At 69.1% G+C, this 25,903-nt stretch carries 23 protein-coding genes and 1 pseudogene; 11 read left to right on the top strand and 13 right to left on the bottom strand.

Annotation, left to right across the window (positions count from 1 at the left end):
• Window positions 1–47: 47 nt before the first annotated feature.
• Window positions 48–785 carry a LysR family transcriptional regulator gene (locus ACWDSL_RS14775; RefSeq protein WP_450485297.1) on the bottom strand — a complete coding sequence of 246 codons (738 nt, stop codon included), beginning with the start codon at window positions 783–785 and terminating at the stop codon, window positions 48–50.
• 149 nt (window positions 786–934) lie between these two features.
• Here ACWDSL_RS14775 and ACWDSL_RS14770 point away from each other — a divergent pair, with 149 nt between their 5' ends.
• Window positions 935–3,244: an FdhF/YdeP family oxidoreductase gene (locus tag ACWDSL_RS14770; protein ID WP_450485295.1), complete on the top strand. Its 2,310-nt coding sequence runs from the start codon at window positions 935–937 to the stop codon at window positions 3,242–3,244.
• A gap of 270 nt (window positions 3,245–3,514) precedes the next feature.
• A complete protein-coding gene (locus tag ACWDSL_RS14765; RefSeq protein ID WP_450485293.1) occupies window positions 3,515–3,952 on the top strand; it encodes a hypothetical protein in 438 nt (145 codons plus the stop codon).
• 45 nt (window positions 3,953–3,997) lie between these two features.
• Here the strand turns inward: ACWDSL_RS14765 and ACWDSL_RS14760 are convergent, their stop codons facing one another.
• Window positions 3,998–4,957, bottom strand: coding sequence for a LysR family transcriptional regulator (locus ACWDSL_RS14760; protein ID WP_450485291.1), 960 nt, complete (start codon window positions 4,955–4,957; stop codon window positions 3,998–4,000).
• Between the two features lie 138 nt (window positions 4,958–5,095).
• On the opposite strand from ACWDSL_RS14760, the gene dnaE reads away from it, so the two are divergent.
• Window positions 5,096–8,692 carry a DNA polymerase III subunit alpha gene (dnaE, locus tag ACWDSL_RS14755; RefSeq protein WP_450485290.1) on the top strand — a complete coding sequence of 1,199 codons (3,597 nt, stop codon included), beginning with the start codon at window positions 5,096–5,098 and terminating at the stop codon, window positions 8,690–8,692.
• A 3-nt stretch (window positions 8,693–8,695) separates the two neighbouring features.
• Here the strand turns inward: dnaE and ACWDSL_RS14750 are convergent, their stop codons facing one another.
• Complete coding sequence (locus tag ACWDSL_RS14750; RefSeq protein ID WP_450485288.1) at window positions 8,696–9,262, bottom strand: hypothetical protein; 567 nt, start codon at window positions 9,260–9,262, stop codon at window positions 8,696–8,698.
• A 325-nt stretch (window positions 9,263–9,587) separates the two neighbouring features.
• Between ACWDSL_RS14750 and ACWDSL_RS14745 the strand changes: the two are divergent.
• The 4 genes and pseudogenes from ACWDSL_RS14745 to ACWDSL_RS14730 form a co-directional block, all read left to right on the top strand.
• Window positions 9,588–9,722, top strand: a pseudogene (locus ACWDSL_RS14745) (aromatic-ring hydroxylase C-terminal domain-containing protein); the annotation flags it as partial.
• 251 nt (window positions 9,723–9,973) lie between these two features.
• A complete protein-coding gene (locus ACWDSL_RS14740) occupies window positions 9,974–10,168 on the top strand; it encodes a hypothetical protein (RefSeq protein ID WP_450485286.1) in 195 nt (64 codons plus the stop codon).
• Between the two features lie 5 nt (window positions 10,169–10,173).
• Window positions 10,174–10,512, top strand: a complete 339-nt coding sequence (locus ACWDSL_RS14735) for an ArsR/SmtB family transcription factor (RefSeq protein WP_089509367.1) — start codon at window positions 10,174–10,176, stop codon at window positions 10,510–10,512.
• A gap of 117 nt (window positions 10,513–10,629) precedes the next feature.
• Window positions 10,630–10,761 carry a DUF6126 family protein gene (locus tag ACWDSL_RS14730; protein ID WP_256981974.1) on the top strand — a complete coding sequence of 44 codons (132 nt, stop codon included), beginning with the start codon at window positions 10,630–10,632 and terminating at the stop codon, window positions 10,759–10,761.
• A 92-nt stretch (window positions 10,762–10,853) separates the two neighbouring features.
• Here the strand turns inward: ACWDSL_RS14730 and ACWDSL_RS14725 are convergent, their stop codons facing one another.
• The 6 genes from ACWDSL_RS14725 to ACWDSL_RS14700 all read right to left on the bottom strand — a co-directional run bounded on the left by ACWDSL_RS14725 (window position 10,854) and on the right by ACWDSL_RS14700 (window position 15,459).
• Window positions 10,854–11,204, bottom strand: coding sequence for an ArsR/SmtB family transcription factor (locus ACWDSL_RS14725; protein ID WP_450485283.1), 351 nt, complete (start codon window positions 11,202–11,204; stop codon window positions 10,854–10,856).
• 231 nt (window positions 11,205–11,435) lie between these two features.
• Window positions 11,436–11,861 carry an ATP-binding protein gene (locus ACWDSL_RS14720; protein WP_450485281.1) on the bottom strand — a complete coding sequence of 142 codons (426 nt, stop codon included), beginning with the start codon at window positions 11,859–11,861 and terminating at the stop codon, window positions 11,436–11,438.
• Window positions 11,861–12,268, bottom strand: coding sequence for a pyridoxamine 5'-phosphate oxidase family protein (locus tag ACWDSL_RS14715; protein WP_450485280.1), 408 nt, complete (start codon window positions 12,266–12,268; stop codon window positions 11,861–11,863). The genes ACWDSL_RS14720 and ACWDSL_RS14715 overlap by 1 nt, the downstream gene beginning before the upstream one ends.
• Window positions 12,265–13,998 (bottom strand): SulP family inorganic anion transporter, encoded by a 1,734-nt coding sequence (locus ACWDSL_RS14710; protein WP_450485278.1) that lies wholly within the window; start codon window positions 13,996–13,998, stop codon window positions 12,265–12,267. Before ACWDSL_RS14710 ends, ACWDSL_RS14715 begins: the two co-directional genes overlap by 4 nt.
• Window positions 13,999–14,258: 260 nt before the next feature.
• Complete coding sequence (locus tag ACWDSL_RS14705) at window positions 14,259–14,834, bottom strand: YceI family protein (RefSeq protein ID WP_450485276.1); 576 nt, start codon at window positions 14,832–14,834, stop codon at window positions 14,259–14,261.
• A gap of 67 nt (window positions 14,835–14,901) precedes the next feature.
• Window positions 14,902–15,459: a YciI family protein gene (locus tag ACWDSL_RS14700; RefSeq protein ID WP_450485274.1), complete on the bottom strand. Its 558-nt coding sequence runs from the start codon at window positions 15,457–15,459 to the stop codon at window positions 14,902–14,904.
• An 81-nt stretch (window positions 15,460–15,540) separates the two neighbouring features.
• Between ACWDSL_RS14700 and ACWDSL_RS14695 the strand changes: the two genes are divergently transcribed.
• From ACWDSL_RS14695 to ACWDSL_RS14680, 4 genes are all read left to right on the top strand, one after another.
• Entirely contained in the window at window positions 15,541–16,566 is a 1,026-nt protein-coding gene (locus ACWDSL_RS14695) for a hypothetical protein (RefSeq protein WP_450485272.1), read from the top strand.
• A gap of 532 nt (window positions 16,567–17,098) precedes the next feature.
• Window positions 17,099–17,947 (top strand): SDR family NAD(P)-dependent oxidoreductase, encoded by an 849-nt coding sequence (locus tag ACWDSL_RS14690; RefSeq protein WP_450485270.1) that lies wholly within the window; start codon window positions 17,099–17,101, stop codon window positions 17,945–17,947.
• 88 nt (window positions 17,948–18,035) lie between these two features.
• Window positions 18,036–19,157, top strand: coding sequence for a DNA alkylation repair protein (locus ACWDSL_RS14685; RefSeq protein WP_450485268.1), 1,122 nt, complete (start codon window positions 18,036–18,038; stop codon window positions 19,155–19,157).
• Window positions 19,158–19,365: 208 nt separating this feature from the next.
• On the top strand, window positions 19,366–21,015 hold the full coding sequence (locus tag ACWDSL_RS14680; RefSeq protein ID WP_450485266.1) for a purine-cytosine permease family protein: 1,650 nt from the start codon (window positions 19,366–19,368) through the stop codon (window positions 21,013–21,015).
• Between the two features lie 56 nt (window positions 21,016–21,071).
• On the opposite strand, the gene ACWDSL_RS14675 is transcribed toward ACWDSL_RS14680, so the two are convergent.
• From ACWDSL_RS14675 to ACWDSL_RS14660, 4 genes are all read right to left on the bottom strand, one after another.
• Window positions 21,072–21,482 (bottom strand): cupin domain-containing protein, encoded by a 411-nt coding sequence (locus ACWDSL_RS14675; protein ID WP_450485264.1) that lies wholly within the window; start codon window positions 21,480–21,482, stop codon window positions 21,072–21,074.
• A gap of 119 nt (window positions 21,483–21,601) precedes the next feature.
• A complete protein-coding gene (locus ACWDSL_RS14670) occupies window positions 21,602–22,960 on the bottom strand; it encodes an alkaline phosphatase (RefSeq protein ID WP_450485262.1) in 1,359 nt (452 codons plus the stop codon).
• A gap of 204 nt (window positions 22,961–23,164) precedes the next feature.
• Window positions 23,165–24,421 carry an MFS transporter gene (locus ACWDSL_RS14665; protein WP_450485260.1) on the bottom strand — a complete coding sequence of 419 codons (1,257 nt, stop codon included), beginning with the start codon at window positions 24,419–24,421 and terminating at the stop codon, window positions 23,165–23,167.
• Window positions 24,418–25,557, bottom strand: a complete 1,140-nt coding sequence (locus ACWDSL_RS14660; RefSeq protein ID WP_450485258.1) for a PLP-dependent cysteine synthase family protein — start codon at window positions 25,555–25,557, stop codon at window positions 24,418–24,420. Before ACWDSL_RS14660 ends, ACWDSL_RS14665 begins: the two co-directional genes overlap by 4 nt.
• Window positions 25,558–25,903: the final 346 nt, after the last annotated feature.

Here is a 25,903-nt window from a genome sequence, read left to right as displayed (position 1 = left end):
GCCCACATCAGGGCAGACAGAAGCACCCCCGGCGCCCGCCACGGCATTTACCACGCCCCCGGCGCGCACCGAAGGTGCGCTGAATCGCTGACCTGTGCGAACAGGGAGGCGATCGAGTCGGTCTCGACCCGCGGTGTCACGGATACGCCCACGGCCTCGAACACCGCGTCGAGCACCTGACGGCCCTGCATCATGGGGTGCAGCAGACACAGGGGGTACTGGGCGGCCTCCTCCCAGGAGATCTCGGCAGCCCCGGAGTCGGGCCCGGACCGCTGGGTCAGCAGCACATAGCGTTCCCGGTACAGCGGTACGAACTTGAAGTCGTGCGCGGCGACGGAGCCGTGGTAGGTGACGGCGGCATCGAGTTCGTACGTCCGCAGCCGGTTCACGATGTCCTCGGCCTGTAGGTCGGCGAAGACCTGCACGGTCGCCAGTGGGTTGGCGGCGCAGAACGGCTGGGTCAGCAGCGCGACCGCGGTGGACGCGGTCGGGACGGTGCCGATGCGCAGCCGGCCGCTGAGCCCCGCCCGCAGTGCCTGGATCTCGCCCCGCATCGCGTCGCGGTCGGCGAGGATGCGCTGTGCCCACAGGATGACCCGCTCACCCTCCGGTGTGAAGCCCTCGAAACGACGACCCCGCTGGACCAGGGGGATGCCGAGTTCCTCCTCCAGTTTCCGGATGCCCTCGGACAGGGCCGGCTGGGAGACAAAACATGCCTGGGCCGCCTTCGCGAAGTGGCGGGCGCGGGCGAGGGCGACGAGGTATTCGAGTTGGCGCAGCAGCACGCCTCAATGATCCCCCGCGCCCGGCCGCGCTCGGCGCCGGACACCCGGCAGTGATCGGCGCTGCCTGTCAGCCGATCGGAACTACCGCTTTGACCTGCCCCGAAGCACTGGCGAAGAGTGGGGTGCGAAAAGTGAGGGCGTGGTGTGCGATGCGGGACTTCGACGAACCGGACGAGGACGAGCTGTCGGTGACGGCTCCCAAGACATGGGCGACCGGCGCCCCCGCGGTCGTACACGCGCTGCGGTACGCGCTCGGACAGACGTCGCCCAAGCGCACCGCGCTCACCCTGCTCAACATCAACCAGGCGAAGGGCTTCGACTGCCCGGGCTGTGCCTGGCCGGAGCCCGCGCCGGGCAAGCGGCACCGCAACGAGTACTGCGAGAACGGCGCCAAGCACATCAGTGACGAGGCCACCTCCCGGCGGGTGACCGCCGAGTTCTTCCAGCGGCACTCGGTGGACGAGCTGAGCCGGAAGTCGGACTACTGGCTCAATCAGCAGGGCCGGCTGACCGAACCGATGGTGCTGCGCGAGGGCGCGACCCACTACGAGCCGATCGGCTGGGACGAGGCACTGGACCTGCTCGCCGATGAGCTGCGTGCCCTGGACCACCCGGACCAGGCGCTGTTCTACATCTCCGGACGGCTGGCGAACGAACCGGCCTTCCTGCTCCAGCTCTTCGCGCGGGCCTTCGGCACCAACAACCTGCCGGACTGCTCCAACATGTGCCATGAGTCCAGCGGCTCGGCGCTGAACGAGACCCTGGGCATCGGCAAGGGCAGCGTCAGCCTCGACGACCTCTACAACGCGGACCTGATCTTCGTCGTGGGGCAGAACCCGGGCACCAACCACCCGCGCATGCTGTCCGCGCTGGAGGAGACCAAGCGCCGCGGCGGCCACGTCGTCGCCGTCAATCCGCTGCCCGAGGCGGGGCTGCGCCGCTTCAAGCACCCGCAGAAGGCACGCGGGATCATCGGCCGCGGCACGGACATCGCCGACCAGTTCCTGCAGATACGGCCCGGGGGCGACCTGGCCCTCTTCCAGGCGCTGAACCTGCTGTTGCTGGAGGCCGAGGACAAGGAGCCGGGGACCGTCCTGGACCGTGAGTTCATCGAGTCGCACACCACGGGCTACGACGCCTTCGCCGAGCACATCCGCGAGACGTCCTGGGACGCCGTCCTGGAGGCCACCGGCCTGAGCAGGGACGAGATCGAGCAGGTACACGAGCGGGTGCTGGCGGGCCGCAGTGTCATCGTCTGCTGGGCGATGGGCCTGACCCAGCACAAGCACGGCGTGCCCACCATCCGCGAGATCGTCAACTTCCTTCTGCTGGGCGGCAACATCGGCCGTCCGGGCGCGGGAGTGTGCCCGGTGCGCGGGCACAGCAATGTGCAGGGCGACCGCACCATGGGCATCTGGGAGCGCATGCCCCAGCCGTTCCTCGACCGGCTGGGACAGGAGTTCCGCTTCACCGCGCCGACGAAGCACGGCCTGGACTCCGTCGACTCCATCCGGGCCATGCTCGACGGGCGGGCCAAGCTCTTCGTCGGAGTCGCGGGAAACTTCGTCAGGGCGACGCCCGACAGCGAAGTCACCGAGCGTGCCCTGCGCAACTGCCGTCTGACCGCCCACATTTCGACCAAACTCAACCGCTCCCACGCGGTGTGCGGACGCACCGCCCTGATCCTGCCCACGCTCGGGCGCAGTGATCACGACGTCCAGGCGGGCGGCGAGCAGTTCATGACGGTCGAGGACTCGATGAGCGAGGTGCACGCGACGCGTGGCCGCCTCGCCCCCGCGTCCGCACAGCTGCTCAGCGAGGTGTCCATCATCAGCCGCCTCGCCCGCAAGGTCCTGGGGCCCGAACCGTCCGAACCGGACATCCCCTGGGCGGGCTTCGAGGCCGACTACGACCTCGTCCGCGACCGTATCGCCCGGGTCGTCGACGGCTTCGAGAACTTCAACGAGCGGGTACGGCGCCCAGGCGGTTTCCGCCTGCCCAACCCGGTCAACGAGAAGGTGTTCCGCACACCCGCCGGGAAGGCCGTCTTCACCGTCAACGACTTCACCATGCTCCAGGCGCCCGAGGGTCACCTGGTCCTGCAGACGCTGCGCTCGCACGACCAGTGGAACACGATTCCGTACGCGATGGACGACCGCTACCGGGGCATCAAGGGCGGCCGGCGCGTCGTCCTGGTCAACCGCGCCGACCTCGCGGACCTCGGCTTCGACGACGGCAGCCTCGTCGATCTCGTCAGCGTCTGGACCGACGGCTCGGAGCGCCGTGCCGACGGCTTCCGCGTCGTCGCCTACCCGACCCCCCGGGGTTCGGCGGCCGCCTACTATCCGGAGACCAACGTCCTTGTGCCGCTCGACAGCGTCGCGGACATCAGCAACACGCCCACGTCGAAGAGTGTGATCGTCCGCCTGGAACGGGCCGCCGACCGGGCACCTGTGTAGCACGAGGGCTCCGGCAGGCGGCACTGCGCAATCTGCCGGATAAGCAGCGGGCCGCGTCGAGCGACAAGTAACACCGCACGCATCGCCAACTCGCTGCCGACGGCGCGTGCCACGATGCGAGGGAAGGGCGAACACGGGGCCCGGCGCCGTACGAAGCCCTGCTCGTTCTGTCCGGCCGCAGCTGTCAATCACCTCTGGCGGACGAGCGGACAAGGACGGAAAGACCGGCGACTGGCTGACCGCCCGTTCCACATACCCAAGGAGCTGACGATGCCCGCACTGAACACCGTACGTCCCGCGACAGCCCTGACCGCCGCCGCACTGCTTGCGGCGGGCATCACCCTGGCCGCCGCACCCACAGCCGCTGCCGCCCAGACTGACGTCAGCTGCCCCAGCGCCCAGTGGTACGCCGACGACATCGACTGCCGTATGACGCACAACGGCCCCAGCAGCCGGTGGTACGAAGGCGAATGGGTGGCGGTGCACATCACCCGGAACGGCACGGCCTGGGCCAACGGATACGACCCCCATGCCGGCCATTACTACAGCGTGCTGCTGTCCAATGGCTCCACCAGCATGTACTCCGAGGCCAAGTACGGCGGTACCGGCGTCGGCGTCTCCGTGGGCACGGTCTCGGTGACCAGCCAGGTCAAGGCCGCGCTGGGCGTCCGCAACGGCAACATCATCACGGTCACCCGCAACGCCTGACCTTGCCCGCCCGGTCACCTCCTTCCCTGAAAGCCACCAGATCGGTCATGCGTGTTCAGGCTGGGCGGGCTGAGCGGGCTGGGCCCATCTCGGCGTCCAGATGCCGTTGTTGGGGCGGCCGGGATAGACGGAAGTGAGATGGTGGCGCAGGGCGGCCAGGGCGGGGTGGGGGTTGTCGGTGCGCCAGATCAGTGAGTGGGGGTAGACCGGGGTCGGTTCCTGGAGGGGGATGCGTCGCAGGTCGTGGCCCGCGGGCCAGACAAGTGGGGTCTGCTCGCTGACGAAGGTGGCCAGCGTCGTGGAGTCCGCGATGGTGTCGAGCAGATGCTCGACACCGAAGTTCGGGCCGACCGCGTCGATGGTGAGACCGAACGTGGCGGCGAGTTCGTCGTAGTAGGCGGCCCACTCGGTGCCGGGCATGTTGCCGGGCATCCAGATCCGGCGCCCGGCGAGCTGGGCGGGAGCGATCGCGCGGGCGCCGGCGAACTCATGCGCCGGCCCGGTGAACAGGTACAGCGGTTCGTCGAAGACCGGAGTGGCCTCGATACCGTCGGGAAGCTGCCGGCCCGGCATTGTCACGGCGCGGAAGGTCGCGTCGATCGTCCCGGACCGGACGGCGGCGATGGCCGTGTCGAAATCGAACAGGTTCAGGACATCAAGCTCGGTCTCGGGATGCGCACGGTGGAAGTCACGCAGCAGACCCGCCACTGAGACCCGGTAGCGGATCACGTCGACGCGCAACGCCCGGCGCCCTGGCCGTACGGAAGCGGCTGCCCGTTCCTCGGCTTGGAGGAGAGCCCGGGCGTAGGGCAGGAACGCCTGTCCGTCGATGGTGAGCCGGGCTCCGCGGGCCGTACGGCTGAACAGCTGCGCACCGAGGTCCTTCTCCAGCACGGCGATGCGCTTGGACACAGCTTGTGGAGTGATCGACAGGTTGGTGGCGGCTTCTTGGAACTGTCCCGCGTCCACGGCGGCGACGAAGGTGCGCACGGCAGTGAGGTCCATGCCGCCCATCCTAGATGGACAACCAACCGTTGATCCCGATCATCGAAATGGTTGTTTGATTCCAGCACATCACGCTCGCTTTGATGTCTCTGATCAACCTTTGGTTTGGCAAGCGGCGTGGCAGGAGGCGACCCACACGTGCCGGATTCCTTCGTGCACCTGCACAATCACACCGAATACTCGATGCTGGACGGCGCGCAGAAGCTGAAGCCGATGTTCGGCGAGGTGACCCGGCAGGGGATGCCCGCGATCGCGATGAGCGACCACGGCAACATGTTCGGTGCCTATGAGTTCGCGCAGGTCGCGAAGGGCTTCGAGGGGATCAGGCCGATCATCGGCATCGAGGCGTATGTGGCGCCTTCCTCTCGGTTCGTCCGGAAGCAGGAGTTCTGGGGGCCGGGAGGCCGTCGCGCCACCGGCGCGGACGGTGAGGGGTCGAAAGATGTCTCCGGTGGTGGCCGCTTCACTCATATGACCATGTGGGCGCGGAACAGCCAGGGCCTGCGGAACCTGTTCTGGCTCAGCACACAGGCCAGCTATGAGGGTCAGTTCCCTGCCGGAAAGCCGCGCATGGACCGGGAGTTGATCGCCGCACGGCCGGACGGCCTCATCGCCACCACCGGTTGCCCGTCCGGCGAGATCCAGACCCGCCTGCGGCTGAACCAGTACGCCGAGGCGAAGGCTGCCGCCGCGGCCTACCAGGAGATCTTCGGGCGCGAGAACTACTTCCTGGAGCTGATGGACCACGGCCTGGACATCGAGCGTGAGGTCCGTGAGGGCCTGCTGCGTCTGGCCACGGAACTGAACATTCCGCTCCTGGCCACCAATGACGCGCACTACGTCACCGAGGACCAGGCCGACGCCCACGACAGTCTGCTGTGCATCGGTGTCGGCAAGAACAAGGACGACCCCGGCCGCTTCCGTTTCAACGGCTCCGGCTACTACCTCAAGACGGCCGCAGAGATGCGCACCCTGTTCTCGGAGCTTCCGGAAGCCTGCGACAACACCCTGCTGATCGCCGAGCGCATCGAGTCCTACGACGAGGTCTTCGACCACGTCGACGAAATGCCGCGGTTCCCGGGCGTGCCCGATGGCGAGACCCAGGAGTCGTGGCTGCGCAAGGAGGTCCTCAAGGGGCTGGCGATGCGCTACGGGGACCCGGTCCCCCAGCACATCCTGGATCGCTTCGAGACCGAGATGTCGGTTATCGGCCCCATGGGCTTCAGCTCCTACTTCCTCGTCGTGGCGGACATCTGCCGGCACGCCCGGGAGAACAAGATCCCGCTCGGTCCGGGCCGGGGGTCGTGCACCGGCTCGATCGTTGCCTACGCCACCCGCATCACCGAGCTGTGCCCCCTGGAACACGGCCTGCTGTTCGAACGCTTTCTGAACCCCGAGCGGATCAACCCACCGGATGTCGACCTCGACTTCGACGACCGTCAGCGCGACCGGATGGTCCGCTACGTCACCGAGAAGTACGGCGAGGAGTACACCGCCATGGTGAACACGTTCGGCAAGATCAAGGCCAAGAACGCGATCAAGGACTCCTCACGCATCCTCGGCTACCCCTACGCCCACGGCGAGCGGATCACCAAGGCGCTCCCGCCGGACCAGAACGGCAAGTCCGCCCCGCTGGCCGCCATCTTCGACTTCTCCCACGAGCGGTACGGCGAGGCCGGCGAGATCCGGCAGCTGTACGGCAGCGAACAGGATGTGAAGCGGGTCATCGACACCGCCCGCGGGGTGGAGGGCCTCACCCGCGGCACCGGAGTACACGCCGCGGCGGTGATCCTTTCCAAAACGAAGCTCACCGACCGCATTCCGCTGCATATGCGTGCCTCGGACGGTGTGAAGATCACCGGCTTCGACTACCCGTCCTGCGAAGCCATGGGCCTGATCAAAATGGACTTCCTGGGGCTGCGGAACCTGGGGGTCATCGACCAGGCCATCGAGAACATCCGCGAGAACCGGGGCATCAGCCTGGCCACCGTGGATCCCCTGGACGGCGACCCGTCCACCGTCGTGATCCCTCTGGACGACGCCAGGACATACCGGCTGCTGGCCGAGGGCAACACCTTCGGTGTCTTCCAGCTCGACGGCGGCGGCATGCGCGTCCTGCTGAAGCAGATGGAACCCACCCGGTTCGAGGACATCGCCGCGGTCAACGCCCTCTACCGGCCCGGCCCCATGGCGGCCAACGCGCACACCAACTACGCGTACCGCAAAACCGGACGCCAGGAGATCACCCCGATCCACCCCGAACTGCGCGACGCTCTGGAGCCGATCCTCGGCAACACCTTCCATCTGCTCGTCTACCAGGAGCAGATCATGGCCATCGCCCGGGAACTGGCCGGGTACACCCTCGGCGGGGCCGATCTGCTGCGCCGTGCGATGGGCAAGAAGAAACCGGAGGTGCTGGCCGCGGAGTGGGACAAGTTCCACTCCGGTATGCGAGGCAATGGATACAGCGAGGAAGCCATCAAGGCCCTGTGGGACGTCATGCTTCCGTTCTCCGGCTACGCGTTCAACAAGTCCCACACCGCCGGCTACGGCCTCGTCTCGTACTGGACCGCCTACCTCAAGGCCAACTACCCGGCCGAGTACATGGCCGCCCTGCTCACCTCGGTCGGCGACGACAAGGACAAGGCCGCGATCTACCTCGCCGACGCCCGCAAGAACGGCGTCCGCGTCCTCCAACCCGATGTGAACGAGTCCGTCGCCGAGTTCACCGCCGTCGGTGACGACGTACGGTTCGGGCTGCGGTCCGTACGCAACGTCGGCGACAACGTCATCGAGGCCGTCATCGACGCGCGCCGCCGGGACGGGAAATTCACGTCCTTCGCCGACTTCCTCGACAAGGTCGACCTGCCCGCACTGAACAAACGCGCTGTGGAATCCCTGGTCAAGGCCGGCACCTTCGACTCCCTGGGCCATTCCCGCAAGGGCCTCACCGCCATCCACGAGAACGCCATCGACGCGATCATCCCCGTGAAGAAGGCGGCAAGCTTCGGACAAGACGATCTCTTCGCCGACCTGGGCGGCGAAGGAGGCGACGCACCGGCCTTCGGCCTCGACTTCACCATCGACGACGCGGAGTGGCCCCGCAGACAACTCCTGGCAACCGAACGCGAAATGCTGGGCCTCTACGTCTCGGCCCACCCACTGGACGGCGCCGAGCACATCCTTTCCAGGGCACGGGACTGTTCCATCGCCGAACTGCTCGCCTCCGGCCGCACCGCCGGGGACGTACAGCTCTCCGGGCTGATCACCGGCATCCAGCTCAAGATGACCAAACAGGGCAACGCCTGGGCCATCGTGAACCTCGCGGACCGCGACGCCGGCATCGAGGTGCTCTTCTTCCCCGCCGCATACCAGCTCGTGCAGCACGCACTGGCCGAGGACAACGTCATCGCCGTCAAGGGAAAGATCGAAGACAGAGACGGCACCATGAACATCTTCGGTCGCGAACTCTCCGTCCTCGACATCTCCTCCGCCGAAATCGGCGGCAAGCCACCCGTGAAGCTCTCGCTCCCCTCGCATCGCATCACCGAACAGTCCGTCAAAGAGCTCAAGCGCATCCTCTCGGCCCACCCGGGCGACCACCCCGTACACCTCAGTGTCCGCGGCGCACACAAGACCACCGTCTACGCCCTCCAAGCCACGGTGGACCCCACGACCATCGCCTCCGATGTCAAAGGCACCTTCGGAGCCGACGCCTGGCAAGGCATCGCATAAGCCCTAGCGGCGGCTGCTCGTGCGTCGGCGGTAGTAGGCGTACGTCACCGACCCCAGAAGTGGCCCCCAGGCGAGCAGTGGCAGATAACAGACCGTCAAGATGAGCTCTTCAGTGGTCGTGTGTCCGGGGGGAAATCCCGCGAAGAGGATGGAGAGAAAGAAGTAGTACACGACCCCCGTGGAGGCGAGTGCGCCCAGCGCGGCCGGGACCACCGCGGCGAGCGGGGGGATGCGGTGTCCGCCCAGCAGGGGTATCCAGCGCGGCACCGCCTCGCCCCAGGGCTGGACCAGTCCCAGGGTGAGTAACCCGAGTGCCTCGGAGATGACGAAGAGCAGGATCAGATACAGATCGAGCCCGGCGCCGTGGTTGCGGGCCTCAGCTGTGCCGAAGCCGGGTATGGCCAGCATCACCCCCATGCGCCACAGTCCCGAGGGCAAGATCGTGAAGGGCACCGCATGCGCGGCAATCCGCGCCCAGCGCGGCCCCGGGGAAACGGGGACACGGCCGGCGTCCCAAGGGGTGCGCAGGTACCCGTTCGCCGCGGGAGCTTCCGGGCGGAGGTTGGACATCACTGCTCCTTCGATTCGTCAGGCGCCGTTCGCGTGACGCATCTCGAAGATCGCAGCCCGTCCCATCCGCCGGCGTCCCCCGCGCGGTGGGGGCTGGTCCGCCATGCGGGGGAAGCCTTCGGCGCCTCAAGGATGACGACTCGCCAGCCGATTGGTCGTTCCGGGCGGGTACGTCTCACGCAGGCCGCGCCAGACGCCGCCGTGCGGCTCACCACGGGCCTCCATACGAGCGGCAAGCGCCTCGATCGCGGCGCTGTCGGGCACCGCGATCGCGAAGTAGCCGAAGGCGGATCGTGACCAGCTCGCCCTTCTCGTCCAGCTTCCGCTGCGGTATGCGGCCGGTCCGGCGAGAAACGACCTCGGATTGGGTGCCGTGCTTGTCCGACCCGACGGCGTAGTCGCCTGGGCAGGCGATCGCATCCCTGATCGTGAAGCGTTTGAACGGGCCGCCGGCCGTTGATTCGGGGACCCGGAAATCGACCCCCAGGGGTATGTGATCCCCGCCGAGGAGTTCGAAGCGGGTTACGACCGCCTGCTCGCGTGAGCGGGCCTCGCGATCAGCGGTGCCGGTCTGTTGGGCTCAGGGTGAACGGTTGACGGGCCGGACGTCACGGTAGCGGATTGCGGGACCTGTACCGTCGTGGACTACTCTTGAAGAGTTCTTCAATTCACTAGTTTCCGTCGAGCGCGATCATCGGGGAGGAGACCCGGATGGGCAGACCCGTGTTCGCCGAGGCGCTGCTGGAGCGGGTGCGTCAGGCGCGAGCGGCGTTGGAAGCGGCGCTGGAGGCCGAGGACGCCTATGCCGTGGCGGTGGCCCAGGACGAGCTGGACGACGCGGTGCGGGTGGCGCGGGAGCTTGGGGTCGGTGTCGAAACCGACGCGTCGGAAACGGGAGAGGGGTGACCGGGATGCCTGTTCCGCTGTATGAGGCGAAGGCCGAGTTCTTCCGAATGCTCGGTCACCCGGTGCGTATCCGGGTGCTGGAGCTGCTGCAGGACGGACCGAAGCCGGTGCGGGATCTGCTGGCGGCGATCGAGGTCGAGCCGTCGAACCTGTCGCAGCAGCTGGCCGTGTTGCGCCGCTCGGGGATCGTGACCGCGACGCGGTCCGGTTCGACGGTGGTCTACGCGCTGGCGGGCGGCGATGTCGCGGAGTTGCTCGCCGCCGCGCGGCGGATCCTGGCCGTGTTGCTGGCGGGTCGGCAGGACCTGCTGGACGAACTGCGGGCGGCGGAGACGGCACGGTGACCGGCACTGGCGGGCGGCAAGGTCGTCCTCGTACGGTTCCGGATTCCTTCGCAGCACACGCACCGCATCCGGACACAGCAGGGAGTTGACACAGTGAGCAAGACCGAGAAGAACAGCTTGGGATCGAACGACGAGAGCTGGAAGGAGCGCAATCTCAAGCTGCGCGTTTTCGTCTACATCTTCGGCACCCACATCATCGCCGGGTTCGTGATGCTCTTGTTCTATCTGGGGCAGCACGCCGATAAGTAGCAGCAGGAAGTGATCGTACAGCGACAGCCGCTCGCCGACGAGCGGCGGACCGGGCGAGCGGGCTGCCGAGTCCGCCGGTCAAAGGCCGCCGGCTAGGACGGCGAGTTCCCCGCTCCTTGGCCGGCCTGAAGATCGGCGAGCAGCTCGGCCTGGCCGGCCAGCACCCCGGACAGGATGGTGCGTGCCACCCGGAGGAGTTCCGCGACGTGCGGGCTGGTCAGCGAGTAGTACACCGTGGAGCCCTCCTTGCGGGTCACGACCAGGTTGGCCCGCCGCAACACGGCGAGCTGCTGGGACAGGTGCGCGGGCTCGATGCCCACCTCGGGCAGCATCTCCGCGACCGCGTGCTCGCGTTCGCTCAGCAGCTCCAGGACACGGATACGCGCCGGGTGACCGAGGGTCTTGAAGAACTCGGCCTTCAATTGGTACAGCGGCGTACTCATCGCGCGGCCCCCTTCCCGGCCCAGCGGCACGGCCCCACCGGCCGGACTTCGGCGCATCGCATCCACCCACTCATCAAGAACATGCGGCCTATCCTCGCGTGCGGCACCGGCCTGACCGAATCCGCGCCGAGGAACCGGCCGCGAAGCACTGGGCCGCGGCGCCGGTCGATGGTCATGGTGGTGAACTTCCCTGCGGTGGTTGCCGATCACGGGCAACGGGCTGCGGTCCGGTCAGAGGGGGAGGGTGATCCAGATGCTCTTGCCCTGGCCGTCGGCGTCGCCGCGGATGATCGCGCTGCCTGCCTGAGCGAAGGTGAGCTCCATGACGGTGGCCAAGCCGCTGGTCCCGGCGCTGTTGGCCGGCTCGGACAGCGGCGGCTGGTAGGGGTGGCGGTCGTGAACGGCGAAAGCCAGGTGGTCCGCGCTCGCCGCGTAGATCACCGTGAGCTGTGGGGAGAGCTCGGCGGCATGCCGGACGCTGTTGGTGACCAGCTCGCTGAGGATCAGCAGGGCCGGGCCCACCACGGGGTGGCGCAGACCGATCCCCCACTCGACCAGGGCCTGCTCGGCCGTCTCGCGGGCGCTGCGGACGGCGGCGGGTTCGCTGGGCAGCGTGAGTACATGTCGGTGGGGCAGGGCTTGGAGCTGTGTGAACATCACGCCTCCGCTCGGGCGAGGCGGAAGCCCGTCACCGTCTTGGGGTGGATACGCAGCAGGGTGTCGTGCGGGCCGTGGATCCAGCCGCTGAGGGAGCGCCGGTGGTGGGCGGCCTCGTCGGGGTCGGCGATCACTTCGGCGGGGCCGGAGACGGTTACCGTCCAGCCGGTGCCGGGCACGGCGCCGATCTCTTCCGCGTGGTACGTCACCGTCGCGGGCACCGCGGCGGCGGGGACGGGCGTACGGACGACCAGGCGGCCGTACTCCCACGCGTGCCGGGCAGGCCGCACCACGGTCAGGTCTCGCTGCACATACACCAGCCGCCCCGGTGTGCTGCCCTCCAGCAGCCACAGGGCCTCCGCACCGGAGATCTCGACCATACGGAGGGGAACAGGAGGAGTGCTCATCGCGCGGCTTCCTCGCTGGAGGTCCGGGGTTCGGGGGCTGAAAGGGCGGACAGGGCAGGCAGGACGCCGACGCGCTCCAGGTGGTCGCGGGCGCCGCGGATCGCCTCGGGGGTGGTGGCGTACTCCCGGCCTTCGTACCGCAGCAGGTCGAGAGCGCCGACGGAGTCGAGAACCTGGAGCTGCCCGGGGCGTATCCCGGAGGCGAGGACGAGGATGCCGCGCCGCTCCAGCTTCTCCACCGCGTCCTTGAGGACGAGGGCCCCGGTCGCGTCCATCGTCGACACCCGCGACATCCGCAGGATCACCACGCGCACATCCGCCACCTCGGTCAGCTCCAGCAGGAAGCGGTGGGCGGCGGCGAAGAACAGCGGGCCGTCGATGCGGTAGGCCACGATGTGCTCCGCCAGCAGGGCGTGCTCCTCCGCACTGTGGTTGCCCCGGTCAAGGGGCACCTGGTCGAAGCGTGCCTGATTGGCGACGGCACGCAGCGCGAGGGCACCCGCGACGGCCAAGCCGATGACGACGGCGTACACGAGGTCCAGGGCAAGGGTCGCGACGGCCGTCAGGACGAGGATCAGCGCGTCCGAACGGGTCGCCTTGGCCATCGCCCGCAGCGAACCGACCTCGACCATGCGGATCGCCGTGGCCAGCAGCACGCCCGCCAGCGCCGCGAGCGGAATCTTGGAGACGAGGGGCGCGGCGGCGAAGACGATCACAGCGAGGATTGCGGCATGGGTGAGCGCGGCGAGCCGGGAGGTCGCCCCGGTGCGGACGTTGACCGCGGTGCGGGCGATCGCGCCGGTCGCGGGAACCCCGCCGAACAGCGGGGCGGCTATGTTGGCCAGCCCCTGGCCGAACAGCTCACGGTCCGGGTCGTGCTGCTGACCGACCGTCATGCCGTCGGCGACCGAGGCCGACAGCAGGGACTCCAGGGCGGCCAGGGCGGCGACCGCCACAGCGGGAGCGAGCAGCGTGCCCAGCGAGCCGAGGTCGAGGAAGGAGAGAGACGGCACGGGCAGCCCGGACGGCAGATCGCCGATCGGCTTCGCCGCGTCCAGATGAGCGGCCTGCGCCACAACGGTGGCGGCTACCACCGCGACGATGGAGAACGGTACGGTCGGACGCCACCGGGCGCCGATGAGCATGACCACGGCCACCGCGCCGGCGAAGCCGACGGCGGTCCAGTTCGGGGCCTCGCCGAACTCCCGGAACGCCCGCCAGGTGACGACGAGCACCCGGTCCCCCTCCGGCTTGGGCACGCCGAGCGCGTTCGGGACCTGCTGCAGGCCGATCACGCAGGCGATGCCCAGGGTGAAGCCCTCGACGACCGGCGCGGGCACATACTGCATGTAGCGCCCGGCCTTCAGCGCGGCAAGGGCGACAAGCATCGCACCGGCCATCAGACCGACCGTGAGAACGCCGGCCGGGCCGTACCGGCCGACGATCGGCACGAGAACCACTGTCATCGCACCGGTCGGCCCCGACACCTGAAGATTCGACCCGCCGAACAACGCCGCCAGCGCCCCCGCGACAACGGCGGTCGCCAGTCCCGCCTCCGCGCCCAGCCCGGACGAGACCCCGAAGCCAAGGGCGAGTGGCAGCGCCACGATCGCCACGGTCAGCCCGGCCAGCAGGTCCCGCCGGGGGTTACGCCCCATCTCCACCAGGTCGACGCGGGCAGGCAGCAGCGATGCGATCCGGGCCCACACCCGGCCGAGTCCCGAGGTCATGACGCGGCGACCCCGGCTTCCCTCAGCCCGGCCGGCAGCCCCAGCCTGCGGAAGAACTCGGCCTTGGCCTGGTACAGCGGAACGGACACAACCCCTCGGCTTCCCCTACGAGCCCCACCTCGGGGCGGACACGAAACGCTGTGCCCGCAGGGACGGGATGACGGGCACAGCCAAGACAGCATCTAACCAATTGCGAAATTTTGCAATTCAGCATGTCACGGATGCCTCAGCAGTGTCTGCTGTCTCCCGGCGTGCCCCGCTCAGCCTTCCGGGTCGGGCAGCCGTTCGAGTTCGGTCACCGCATACTCGATCCGGACTTCATCGGCCAGTTTCAGCGCGCCCAGGAACGCTGTATACGGCTTGATCCCCCAGGTGGACTGGGTGATGATTCCCCACCCGCACACCATTCCGTTCCCATCGCTGCCGCCGTGCACGGTCGCTGGGTGTGTCCGGCCCTTGATGGTGAGGTCGCCGGTGATCTCGAAGGACTGAAGCGTTCCCGTGATGCCGGTGGAACGGAAGACGAGGGTGGGGTGCTGCGAGGTGTGCAGCAGAGCCTCGCCTTCCAGCGTCCTTTTGATCTGGGCCCGGTCGGTGTCGGCGAGAGGTTTGAGCCCGCCGACCCCCTCCCGGACGGTCAGCGAACCCGTCTTGACCTCCACGGTCACCGATGACTTCCCAGGGTCGTCGGCGACGACCACCGCCTGCCCGGACCATCGGGTCGCCTCGATGGTGAGGTCGTGACCCGCCTTCCGGCCGAGGCCGGCACGGCTGGTCTTGATCAGCAGGCGGCCGGTCGACGGCCCGAAGCCATACGCTCCATTACTCAACGTCACGGACTTGACTGTACGTGACAAATGGACCTTCCGGCGGGGCTCCGGCGTGGGCCGGACAAACTTCGGGTTATGACGGTCGCCCGCCGAACTGCCAGTTGTGCACCTCAATGTCGGCGTACCGGTCCGGGGTCAGGATGGCGCGGGCCGTATCCGGGTCCGGCGCCCGGACCAGCGCCGCCGTGCCGAGCCAGGTGGCGCCGTCGTCGGACAGCAGCGGCCCGTAGGCGATCAGCTCGTCCCGGTCGGGCGGCACAGCGAGGTCGGCGGCCTGCCCCGCGCCGAGGCCGAGCACCAGATACCGATTGCCGCCGGTCCGGCCGCCGGGGAAGTCCCACATGGTGCGCCCCAGGGTGTTGCGCCACCTTCGCAGCAGCACGTCCCGGTAAACGCCGGCCTGGTAGTTCGGCTCGTCGAAGGCGAACGCGCGGGCAGCGGCGGGATCGGGCAGGTCGACGATGTGCACGCTTCCGGTGGCGGTGGGTGTGTCGCCGCCGTCGGCGAGGGTCGGGCCCCGGGCGATCATCTCCTTTGCGTACTGGTCCATATAGGACCAATGCTCTTCCACTAGCTCGTCGCGGAGCGGCATGGAGCCGGGCCGGTCGCGGTGGTAACAGAGGAATTCCATGCCCATAGGGTCTCGTCAAGGACGTGACCAGGGCGAGCGAGTTTCATCTCGCCGTCGGTCATGGTGTGCCACGATCGCGACATGGCCGACCCTCATTCCCTGCCGCCCGGTACTCCACCCGCACGCACGAGCCGCGGATCGGCCATGCCGGTGCTGGCGGCCCTCTTGGACCGCTCGGTCGAACAGATCGCGGAGGCCGCGGCGGACGTCCGCCGCTACGACCGGGAAGCGATTCGTGCGGCATCGGATGTGTGGGGCAACAACCTCTTTCCGCTGTTCTGGGCCGCGAGCACGGCCAGCGCCGACAAGCGCGAACGTCGGGCGCTGACCGCGTTGGAGTGGATGGCCGGTTTTGGCGAGCGGCGGCGGAGCTGGATGGCCGAGCAGGCCGCGGTCGCGGGGCACGAACTTGAACCGCTCCTGCCGCCGGCCAAGCCGGACACACCAGGCCGTGACTACCGCGGATACGTCATGACACCGGCATGCCGGCTCACCCAACCGACAGTGGATGACCTGGTCCCCGACTACGACCTGGCGACGGCGGCCGTCCGCCACCTTCGAGTGGAGCGCGCCGGGACTCGCTTGACCGCCTTCCTCCAGTTGGTCGCTCCCCGCAGATACGCAGTCGACGAGAGCACGCCCGCGCAACCTGCCCTGCTGAACGTGGCGCTGGAGGGCGTCACCGACGCCGTCTTCGACCTCTCCGCCACCCAGGGAGCTGCCCTGGACCCCGGCGCGGGCAGGACGAGATATCTCTGGGCACGGGCGGCCGGCTCCGCGCCGCAAGCGGCGAGTACCACCTTGACGACCGCTCATGGCATCTGTCGGCCGCCGGCCGACGCGCCGACGCGGTCACCCCGCCCCGCACCGGCCAGTCGGACCGTCTGCCTCCGCCGCCCGCCGGAGACCTGGGGGCCGACGCCCGGGCCGCGGCGATCCTTCTGCTCCACGCCATGTGGGAGCTCCGCTCGGTGCGTTACGCCACCCGTGCCGATCGTGTCCCGGTGCTCGACCTGTGCCGGGCTTTCGCAGGAGCGGGTGAAGCGATCCTCGCCGCGGGATCACGGCGCGGCGCCGCCCGCCGTGAGGCGGCCTTCCGTGACGTGATCCGCACCTGGGCCGACCGGAGCGACCCGGCTCTCACTCGCTGGATCGCCACCATCCTCAAGGAGCGCGCCGGCCGTCCGGACATCATCGAGATGCCCCCGTCTCCCGAACGAACGCCCCCTTCCCTCGCCGACGGCTCACCCGTGTTCGGCACACCCGCGCAGGCAACTCTCGTCATGGCCGCCTGGACGGCGGCACACACCGACCACCGCACGACCCCTTCCAGGGCCCCGGCCGCTCACCCAGACAGGGAGGCCCACTGCGGCCTGCAGCCTCGACCTGCACCACGGGGCCATGCGCGTCGCCGCTCCCGATGGCTGGAGTGCATCAGTCAGCTGACGGTTGCGCGGTGCCGGCACTGTCCCGAGGACAATGCGGGCGGTCATCGGGGCGCAGGGAGCGGCCGCGCTCGGCGAGCACGTACTCGTGGCGGGCCGGGTTGGTCTGGTAGGGCCCGCCGCTCCAGCAGGCCGTCGACCACCAGGGGTCTTGAGTAGGGTGGTGAGACAGCCATGACCCCTTCGAGGCCCCCATGAAAACCTGGTTCATCACCGGCGGCACCCCCGGCGGATTCGGCATGGCCTACGCCGAGGCCGCCCTGGCGGCCGGCGACAACGTCGTGCTCACCGCCCGCCGCCCGCACCTGCTCGACGACTGGGCGAGCCGCCACGGCGACAACGCGTTCGTCCTGCCGCTGGACGTCACCGACACCCGGCAGATCCGCGATGCCGTGGCCACCGCGGAGGAACGCTTCGGCCGCATCGACGTCCTGGTCAACAACGCCGGCCGCGGCTGGTACGGCTCGGTGGAGGGCATGCCCGACGCCGACGTGCGACGCTCCTTCGAGCTGAACTTCTTCTCCGTCACCGCGATCCTGCGCGCCGTCCTGCCGGGTATGCGCGCCCGCCGCAGCGGATGGATCATCAACATGTCCTCGGTCGCCGGCCTCAGAAGCGTGCCCGGCTTCGGCTACTACAGCGCGGCCAAGTACGCCCTCGAGGGCCTCACCGACGCGCTGCGCGAGGAAGTGGAGCCGTTCGGCATCCATGTGCTGGCCGTCGAACCCGGCGCCTTCCGCACCCGCGCCTACGCGAGCTTCGCCGACGAGCCGGTGACCGAGACCGTCGACGCCTACCTGCCGTTCCTCGAGACCGTCCGCGCCGCCATGATCGGCCAGAACGGCAGGCAGCCGGGAGATCCCGCCCGCGGCGTCCGGGCCGTCATGAACGCCATGCGGCAGCAGACCCCTCCCCGCCGGATCGTCCTCGGCGCCGCCGGCTACGACGCCGTCCACGGCCGGCTCGAAGACATGCTCGCCGAGGTACGCGCGTACGAAGCCGCGTCACGTGGCGCCGACTTCCCTCCCGACCCCGCACCGTAACCGCGGCATCCAGGGCAGCCCGCCCGCCGAAACACGCCCCAGGCGCCATCTCGTTCCGCCCGAACAACCCTCGATCCCCGGAGGATCCGTGCCCACCGCCGATGAGCTGATCAGCCCTGACAGCATCCGCCAGCTCGCCGCCATCCTCCAGGACACCTCGCCCTCCACCTCACGCTGGCAGACCGTCGCGGACAGCTCCACCACGCTCGGCTCGCTCGGACTCAGCGAACGGGCGCGCACCGTGGGCGACGCGCTGCTGGCCGACTCCGGCCTCGACTACCCGCACCTGGCGGGCGCCGTACGCAAGGCCCTGCGACGCGAGGACCTGACAGGCTGGATGATCTGGCCCGTCACCGAAGCCGTCGCCACGGCGGCCACCGCATCAGGCACCACCGAGCACTTCGACGACGGCCTCGCCCTGCTGGCACAGCTCACCCCGCGCCTGACCGGCGAGTTCGCGCTGCGCACCTTCTTGAACACCGACCTGGAACGCACCCTGGCCACAGCATCGGCGTGGACCGGCTCCCCCGACCCCGCGGTGCGCCGACTGGCCAGCGAGGGCACCCGCCCCAAATTGCCTTGGGCCCGGCAGGTCCCCGAACTCAACCGCAACCCCCGAGCCACCGTCCCCCTGCTGGGGGAACTGCACACCGACACCTCCACAGACGTACGCCGCTCGGTGGCCAACCACCTCAACGACATCTCGCGCCTCGACCCCCACCTCGCCGCCGAGACGGCCGCGCAATGGATGGACCACCCGGCGGCGTCCACCACGCCCGCCCTGGTACGCCACGCCATGCGTACCCTCGTCAAGAAGGGCGACCCGAAAGCCCTGGAACTGGTCGGCTTGCACGGCAGCCGCGAAAACCTCCAGGTGGCCGGCCCGCTGCTGACCGACACCGCCATCCCCGTCGGCGGCACCCTCACCTTCACCGCACATATCAAGAACGTCTCCGACCAGCCCGTCTCCCTGGCCATCGACTACGTCATCCACCACAAGAAGGCGAACGGAAAACTGGCGCCCAAGGTGTTCAAACTCACCAAGCGCGACCTGGCCCCTGGGGAATCCGCCGACCTGGCACGCCGCCACTCCTTCCGCCCCATCAGCACCCGGGTCTACTACCCCGGAACCCACGCCGTACAGCTCCAGGTCAATGGCCAGCAGCACGGCCTGGTGGAGTTCGGTCTCGGGGAAACCGACTCGCCGTGAGCCCCCGGAAACATTGCGTTCATGACAAGGGGAATTCGACGGTAACAACGGCTTTCTAGCGTGATCGGCCGTGGGATCAGAGTCGTATACAGGGCCGCCGGAACGACTCATGACAGCCCGTCGAGACTCCCCCGTTCTGCCGATGACGCCACGCGGGGCTCTCCACCGCATCGCAGCACCGGCACCCAGCACCACCGGGAGGCGCGACATGAGCACCACCGAGTCACCGTTGAAGACAACAGGCACGACGATGACCACCACCGACCAAGCGGTCAAGGAGACACTGGAGGACTACACCCTCCGTTTCGCTCCCCGCAGTTACCGCCGTTGGACCCCGATGGTCGTGGCCACCACCGCACTCGGCGGCATCGCCTACATGGCCGACTTCTCCATCGGCGCCGGCATCGGTCTCAGGCACGGCACGGGCAACGCGCTGGTGGCAATCGCCGTAGCCGCCGCGGTCATCTTCATCACCGGCTTCCCGCTCGCCTACTACGGCGCCCGCTACAACATCGACCTGGACCTGATCACACGCGGTTCCGGCTTCGGCTACTACGGCTCGGTGCTGACCAGTGTCATCTTCGCCAGCTTCACCTTCATCTTCTTCGCCCTCGAAGGCTCGATCATGGCTCAGGGCCTCAAGCTCGGCCTCGGGCTCCCGCTGTGGCTGGGCTATCTCGTCTCCACGCTCATGGTCATCCCCCTGGTGATCTACGGCATGAAGGCCCTGAGCAAGCTCCAGGTGTGGACCACCCCGATCTGGCTGCTGCTCATGGTCGGACCGCTGGTCTATCTGGTCACCACCGACCCCGGCACGGTCGACCGCTTCCTGGCCTACACCGGCACGGACGGCGACGGTGGCGTCAACACCGCCTCCGTACTCCTCGGTGCGGGCGTGTGTCTCTCGCTCATCGCGCAGATCGGTGAGCAGATCGACTATCTGCGTTTCATGCCGCCCAAGACCGAGGCGAACAAGCGGGGTTGGTGGACCGCCGTGATCATGGCGGGCCCCGGCTGGGTGGTGCTCGGCGCGCTGAAGCAGGCCATCGGAGTCTTCCTCGCCGTGTACATCCTCGCCGAGGTCGGCCCGGCCGCCGCGACCGAGCCGATCCAGCAGTTCCGTGGCGCGTTCGACGCGATGCTGCCGTCCTGGATGGTCGTCCCGCTGGCCGTGGCCCTGGTGGTCATCAGCCAGATCAAGATCAACGTGACGAACGCGTACTCCGGTTCGCTGGCCTGGACGAACTCCTTCACCCGCGTCACCAAGCACTATCCGGGCCGCATGGTCTTCGTCCTGGTCAACCTGGGCTTCGCGCTCGCCCTGATGGAAGCCGACATGTTCAGCTTCCTCAACGACATCCTGGGCTTCTACTCCAACTGCGCCATCGCCTGGGTCGTCACCGTCGCCACCGACATCGGGGTCAACAAGTACCTGCTGAAGATCTCCCCGCTCCAGCCGGAGTTCCGCCGCGGCATGCTGTACGCCGTCAACCCGGTCGGCGTCGTGGCGTTCGTCGCCGCCTCGGGACTGTCGATCGCCATGTACTTCCACCTCCTCGGCGACGCCCTCCAGCCGTACTCCCCGGTCGCCGCCGCGGTGATCGCCTTCGTCCTCACCCCGCTGATGGCGATCATCACCAAGGGCAGGTACTACCTGCGCCGCACCGACGACGGCATCGCCGAGCCTCTCCTGGACGCCGACGGCAACCCGAGCGCACTCACCCTCGACTGCCACGTCTGCCACCAGCCCTACGAGCGCCCCGACCTGGCCGCCTGCGCCACCCACGACGCGGTCGTCTGCTCGCTGTGCCTGAGCACGGACAAGGTCGGGGATCACGTGCTGCCGGCCACCGCGTAGCGATCCCCGCCCTGTGCCCGGCGCCATCACCGTCTGCCGCGGGCGGTGCTTCTACCTCACGGCCGGCCGGCCCGCAGGTGTCGTCGTTCGGCCAGCTCCTCCGCGCCGACCACGGTCAGAACCGGGGTACCAGGCGGCGCGAACATGGTCACCACCAGCTGCGACTGCGCGTCCGGAAGGTTGTTGGCGCCCAGGTAGTGGATCACGTCGCCCCCGGGCTCGAACAGGGCTTCACCGGCCTTGATCACCCGGGGCGGCTGCCCCTCCAGCTCGAAAAGGATCTCGCCCTCGGTCACATAGCCGAAGAGCGGCCCGGGGTGCCGGTGCGGCGGCGCGCCGGGGTCGCCGGGCGACAGGGTGACCCGGATGGTCCTGGCCTCGGCGCCTGCCGGGATCCGGGCCGTCGCCTCCGGCAGGGTCGAGAGGACCTCAACGCCTGGGGGCAGGTGTGCGTGCTCAGCGCTCATGTATTTCTCCAAACAGGAACTGTCCACAGGAAGGACCGGACGGCCTCCCCGTTTGTGACAGCCCTGCGCGGATACGGACGGAGGGGAGGCCACCGGCCTCCCCTCCTGGATACGTACGGTCAGCGCAGGTTCAGGGCCTCGTGGATGGTGGCGAACAGGTCGGTCTGGTTGGTGACACCGAGGACGCGGTACGCCTGCGGCCCCTGGCCGGCGATGCGTACCTGGGTGCCGGTGTGCTCCTGGGACTGACCGGGGGTGTTGGTGGAGTAGTTGACCTTGAGCTGCTGGCCCTCGTCGGTGACCAGGGTGGAGGACAGACCGGGCGGGGTGGCCTCCAGCGGGACGATCTGGCTGGTGTGGCCGTGGTCGGCGGTGGTGACGACCAGCGTGTCGGGGTGCTTGGCCGCGTAGTCGCGGGCCACCTTCACGGCGCGGTCGAACGCGGCGGTCTCGCCGATCTGGCCGCACGGGTCTGCCGCGTGGTCCTGCTTGTCGATGGAGGCGCCCTCGATCTGCAGGAAGAAGCCCTTCGACGAGTGCTTCTGCTTGGCCTCCAGCAGCTGGATCGCCTTGGTGGCGGAGTCGGCCAGACTCGGCGTGGCCGAGGGGCGGTTGGGGTTCGAGGTCACGCACCGCTGCGGGTCGGTGCCGCCGACCGCGGCCGTCTTACCGGTCCACTCGGTGGGCACATTGCCCGAGGCGAACAGCCCGAGCACCGGCTTGTCGGCCTTGGCGCTCTTCATGCCGGCGGAGTCGGTGACAACCTGGTAGCCCAGCTTCCGCGCCTGCTCGGTGACGGTCAGTCCCTTGTACGTACCGTCGGTGACCTTCTGGTCGAACCGCGCCTTGCCGCCGCCGAAGAGGACGTCGACCTTGTGGTTGACGGACTGCTCGGCGATCGAGCCGGGGCCGCCGGCGGCGATGGTGTCGGTGGGGCACTTGGCCATGTCGGCCGGGCCTTGGCAGGAGCGGTCGGTGGCGTGCGAGGCGAGCACGGCCGGGGTGGCGTCGGTGAGCTCGGAGGTGGTGACGCTGCCGGTGGCGTAGCCGTTCTTCTGCGCCTGCTCCAGGACGGTGGGGACCGCCTTGTCGGTGTCCGGGGTCTTGGAGATGCGGCCGTTGACCGTCTTCACGCCGGTGGCCCAGCCGGTGCCGCTGGCGGCGGAGTCGGTGACGTAGTCCGGGGTGCCGTCGGCGTGCACCGCGTAGGTGGTGTAGGCGCCGGTGAGCGGGAACTTGTCCATGTTCAGGCGGCCGTTCGCGCCCACCGTGTAGTCACGGGCGAGGGTGATCTCCGAGTCGCCCATTCCGTCGCCGATCAGCAGGATGACGTTCTTCGCCTTGCCACCCTTGATCGCGTCCTCGGCGCGGTCCTTGCTGTCGGAGGCGCCGGCGGTGGTGGTGACGGCCGCTGCGGCGGCGGTGGCGGCGACCACGGCGGTGCCGATCACGAGGTGACGACGGGAGGGTCTGTGCATGGAAGTGACTCCTTGAAACGTCCGGAGGACGAATGCGGATGACAACGAATGCGGATGACAACAGAGTCCAAACCATCAGCCATGGGTGAACCGACAGGAAAGGTTTGATCCCGTCTGTATTGCCGTGGCATGACGCGTACGGCATTGCCGTGGCATGACGCGTACGGCGTGTGCCCCGGGCCGCGCGGTCCGGGGCACACGCGCTCATACGGAGACGGGTCGCGGCGGCCGCACGGCGAGGCGGCCGGTGTGGGCGAGGGCGGAGACGGAGGCGGCGGCTCCGAGCCCCGTGACGGTCAGAACACACCAGGTCAGCCAGAGTGCGTCGTGGCGCAGGGCAAAGTCCCACAGGGCTCCGGTGGCGAGGTTGCCCAAGGTGATGCCCAGCCCGGAGACGGTGTTGTAGAAGCCGTAGTGGGTGGCCACGAGGGAGTCGCCGGAGAGGGTGACCACGGTGTCCATCTCGAAGGGGTAGACGACCGCGCTGCCCGCCGCCAGCAGCACCACGGCGATGACGAGGGAGACGAGGACGACCGCCGAGGAGCCTCGCGGGGTGAGAGCCAGGGGAAGAAAGGCCAGCCCCATCGCGGCCAGGCCGCGGGCCAGGGCCTGGCTGGGGTGCCAGCGGTCTTTGGCCCAGCCGGTCAGCCGTAGTTGCCCGGCGACTGCGGTCGCGGCGGAGACGACGAACAACCCGCTGGTGATGGCGGTGCCGCTCGACCCCAGGGCGTCGGACGCGGCCAGCGGGAGCGCCAGGTACACCTGGAAGGTCAGGACGTAGGAACCGATCATCGCGGTGGAGAAGAGCAGGAAGGGCCGGTTGGCGACCACCGTGCGCCACTGTGCCAGCACGCTCTCCTTGCCGGTCGCGGCACCGGCGGAATCGCCGTGACGCGTGGGGAGAGCCCGCCACTGCAGGGCGGTGAGTACGGCGAAGATGGCGGCGGCGGTCGTACACACGAGGCGGAAGTCGGCGGCCAGCAGGGCGAGCCCGACGAGGGGCCCGAGGAGCATGCCGGTCTGGTAGTAGACGTTGAACGTGGCGAAGGCGTCGATACGGCGCTCACCCGCTTCCGCGGCGAGGTACGCGCGTACGGCGGGGTTGAACAGGGCTCCGGCGAAGCCCGTCGCGGCCGACGCGGCGATCAGCGCGGGGAGGTTGTCGACCCAGCCGAGCAGGCCGAACCCGATGGTGCGCAGCAGGCAGCCCGCCATGATCGGGGCCTTGTAGCCGAGGCGGTCGGCGATCGTGCCGCCGATGAGGAACATGCCCTGCTGGGAGAAGTTGCGCACCCCGAGCACGAGCCCGACGGCCCAGGCCGCGAGGCCGAGCTCGCCGGACAGATGGGCCGCGAGGTACGGCATGAGCATGTAGAAGGCGAGGTTGATGGCGAACTGGTTGACCATCAACAGACGTCCGGCGGGCGGGAAGGAGCGGGTCTGCCGCCACAGGTGCTTCATCGGGCGGCTCCGGCGACGCGGGGGCCACTGCCGGTGGCGAGGGGGTCGATCACGCGGGTGCAGCGGGTCCAGCGGGTGACGGTGTGCTCGCCGGGGTGGTCGATGCGGTCGGGGTCGTCGAGTGGCAGCTGGCCCAGGAGGTGGTGCCCGCGGCAGTAGGTGTCGTCGAAGACGGTGCCGACGTAGCGTTGCGGCCCGTCGGGGAAGACGGCCACGATGCGTTCCTCGGCGGGCAGTGTGCGCGCCAGCCAGCGGGCGACCAGTGCGACGGCGCCGACGCTCCAGCCGCCGGTGGCGTAGTGGTCGCGGGCCAGCCGCCGGGCGGCCCATACGGCTTCCGGGGCGGCGACCCAGTGGACCTCGTCGAACAGGTGGTAGGCGACGTTACGGGGGTAGATGCTGGAGCCCAGACCGCGCATCAGGCGGGGTGCGGCAGGCTGGCCGAAGATCGTCGAACCGGTGGTGTCGACGCCGACGACGCGCAGGCGGGGGAAGTAGCCGCGCAGGACGGAGGCGATGCCGGTGGAGTGGCCGCCGGTGCCGACAGAGACGACCAAGGTGTCGATCCGGCCGAGCTGTGCGACGAGTTCATGGGCGAGCGGCGCGTAGGCGGCCACGTTGTCGGGGTTGTGGTACTGGTCCGGGCACCAGGCATCGGTGTGCGCGGCGAGGAGTTCCGCCACGCGCTGACGGCGGGCCTGCTGCCAGCCACCGGTGGGGTGCGGGGCGGTGACGACATCGACTTCGGCGCCGTGGGCGGCGAGCAGGCCGGACATCAGCGGTTCCATGCCCGGGTCGGTGACGACGGTGACCGGATGGCCGTGGATGGCGCCGGCGAGGGCGAGGCCGAGGCCGAGCGTGCCGGAGGTGGACTCGACGATGCGGGCGCCGCACGGCAACTGCCCGCGCTCGCGGGCGGCTCGGACCATGTACAGGGCGGTGCGGTCCTTGATGCCACCGGGGTTGTGGCCCTCCAGCTTGGCCCAGAAGCCGCGCCCGGAGGCGGTGAAGGGTTCGCCGATCCACAGCACCGGCGTGTCGCCGACGAGACCGGCGGGGGTGTGCGCCGGGATTTTGGGATGGGCCAGCAACCCCGCCGGGGAGAGGGGGACGGTCGTACGAGTGGGGTGGTTCATGGCGTGCTTCTCCTACGGCCGGTGCCGTGCGCGGCGGCGCGGCAGCCGGTCGTTGCGTAGCGAGAGAGGATGCGGATGATCGGTGGCCGCGCGTCGCCCCGGGACGGGAGACGCGGCGACGGCCCGATCAGGTCCGCCACACGCCGATACGAGCTCGGGTACGCCCCGCCGATGACGCGCCGTGCGTCGTACGGGACGGGTGAGAAGTGATGGGTGCGCCGACGGGGTGGGCATCGCCGGGTTCAGCGGGCGCGGCTCCGGGGACGTACGGCCCGGCCACGTCGATCCCGCGCGGCGGTTGGCCGCTCGGCTCGTCCGGGCCCCAGCAGTGCGCCCCGCGGTCGTG

Source organism: Streptomyces sp. NPDC000941 (assembly GCF_053599555.1).
This window is presented reverse-complemented; position numbering and strand designations above follow the sequence as displayed.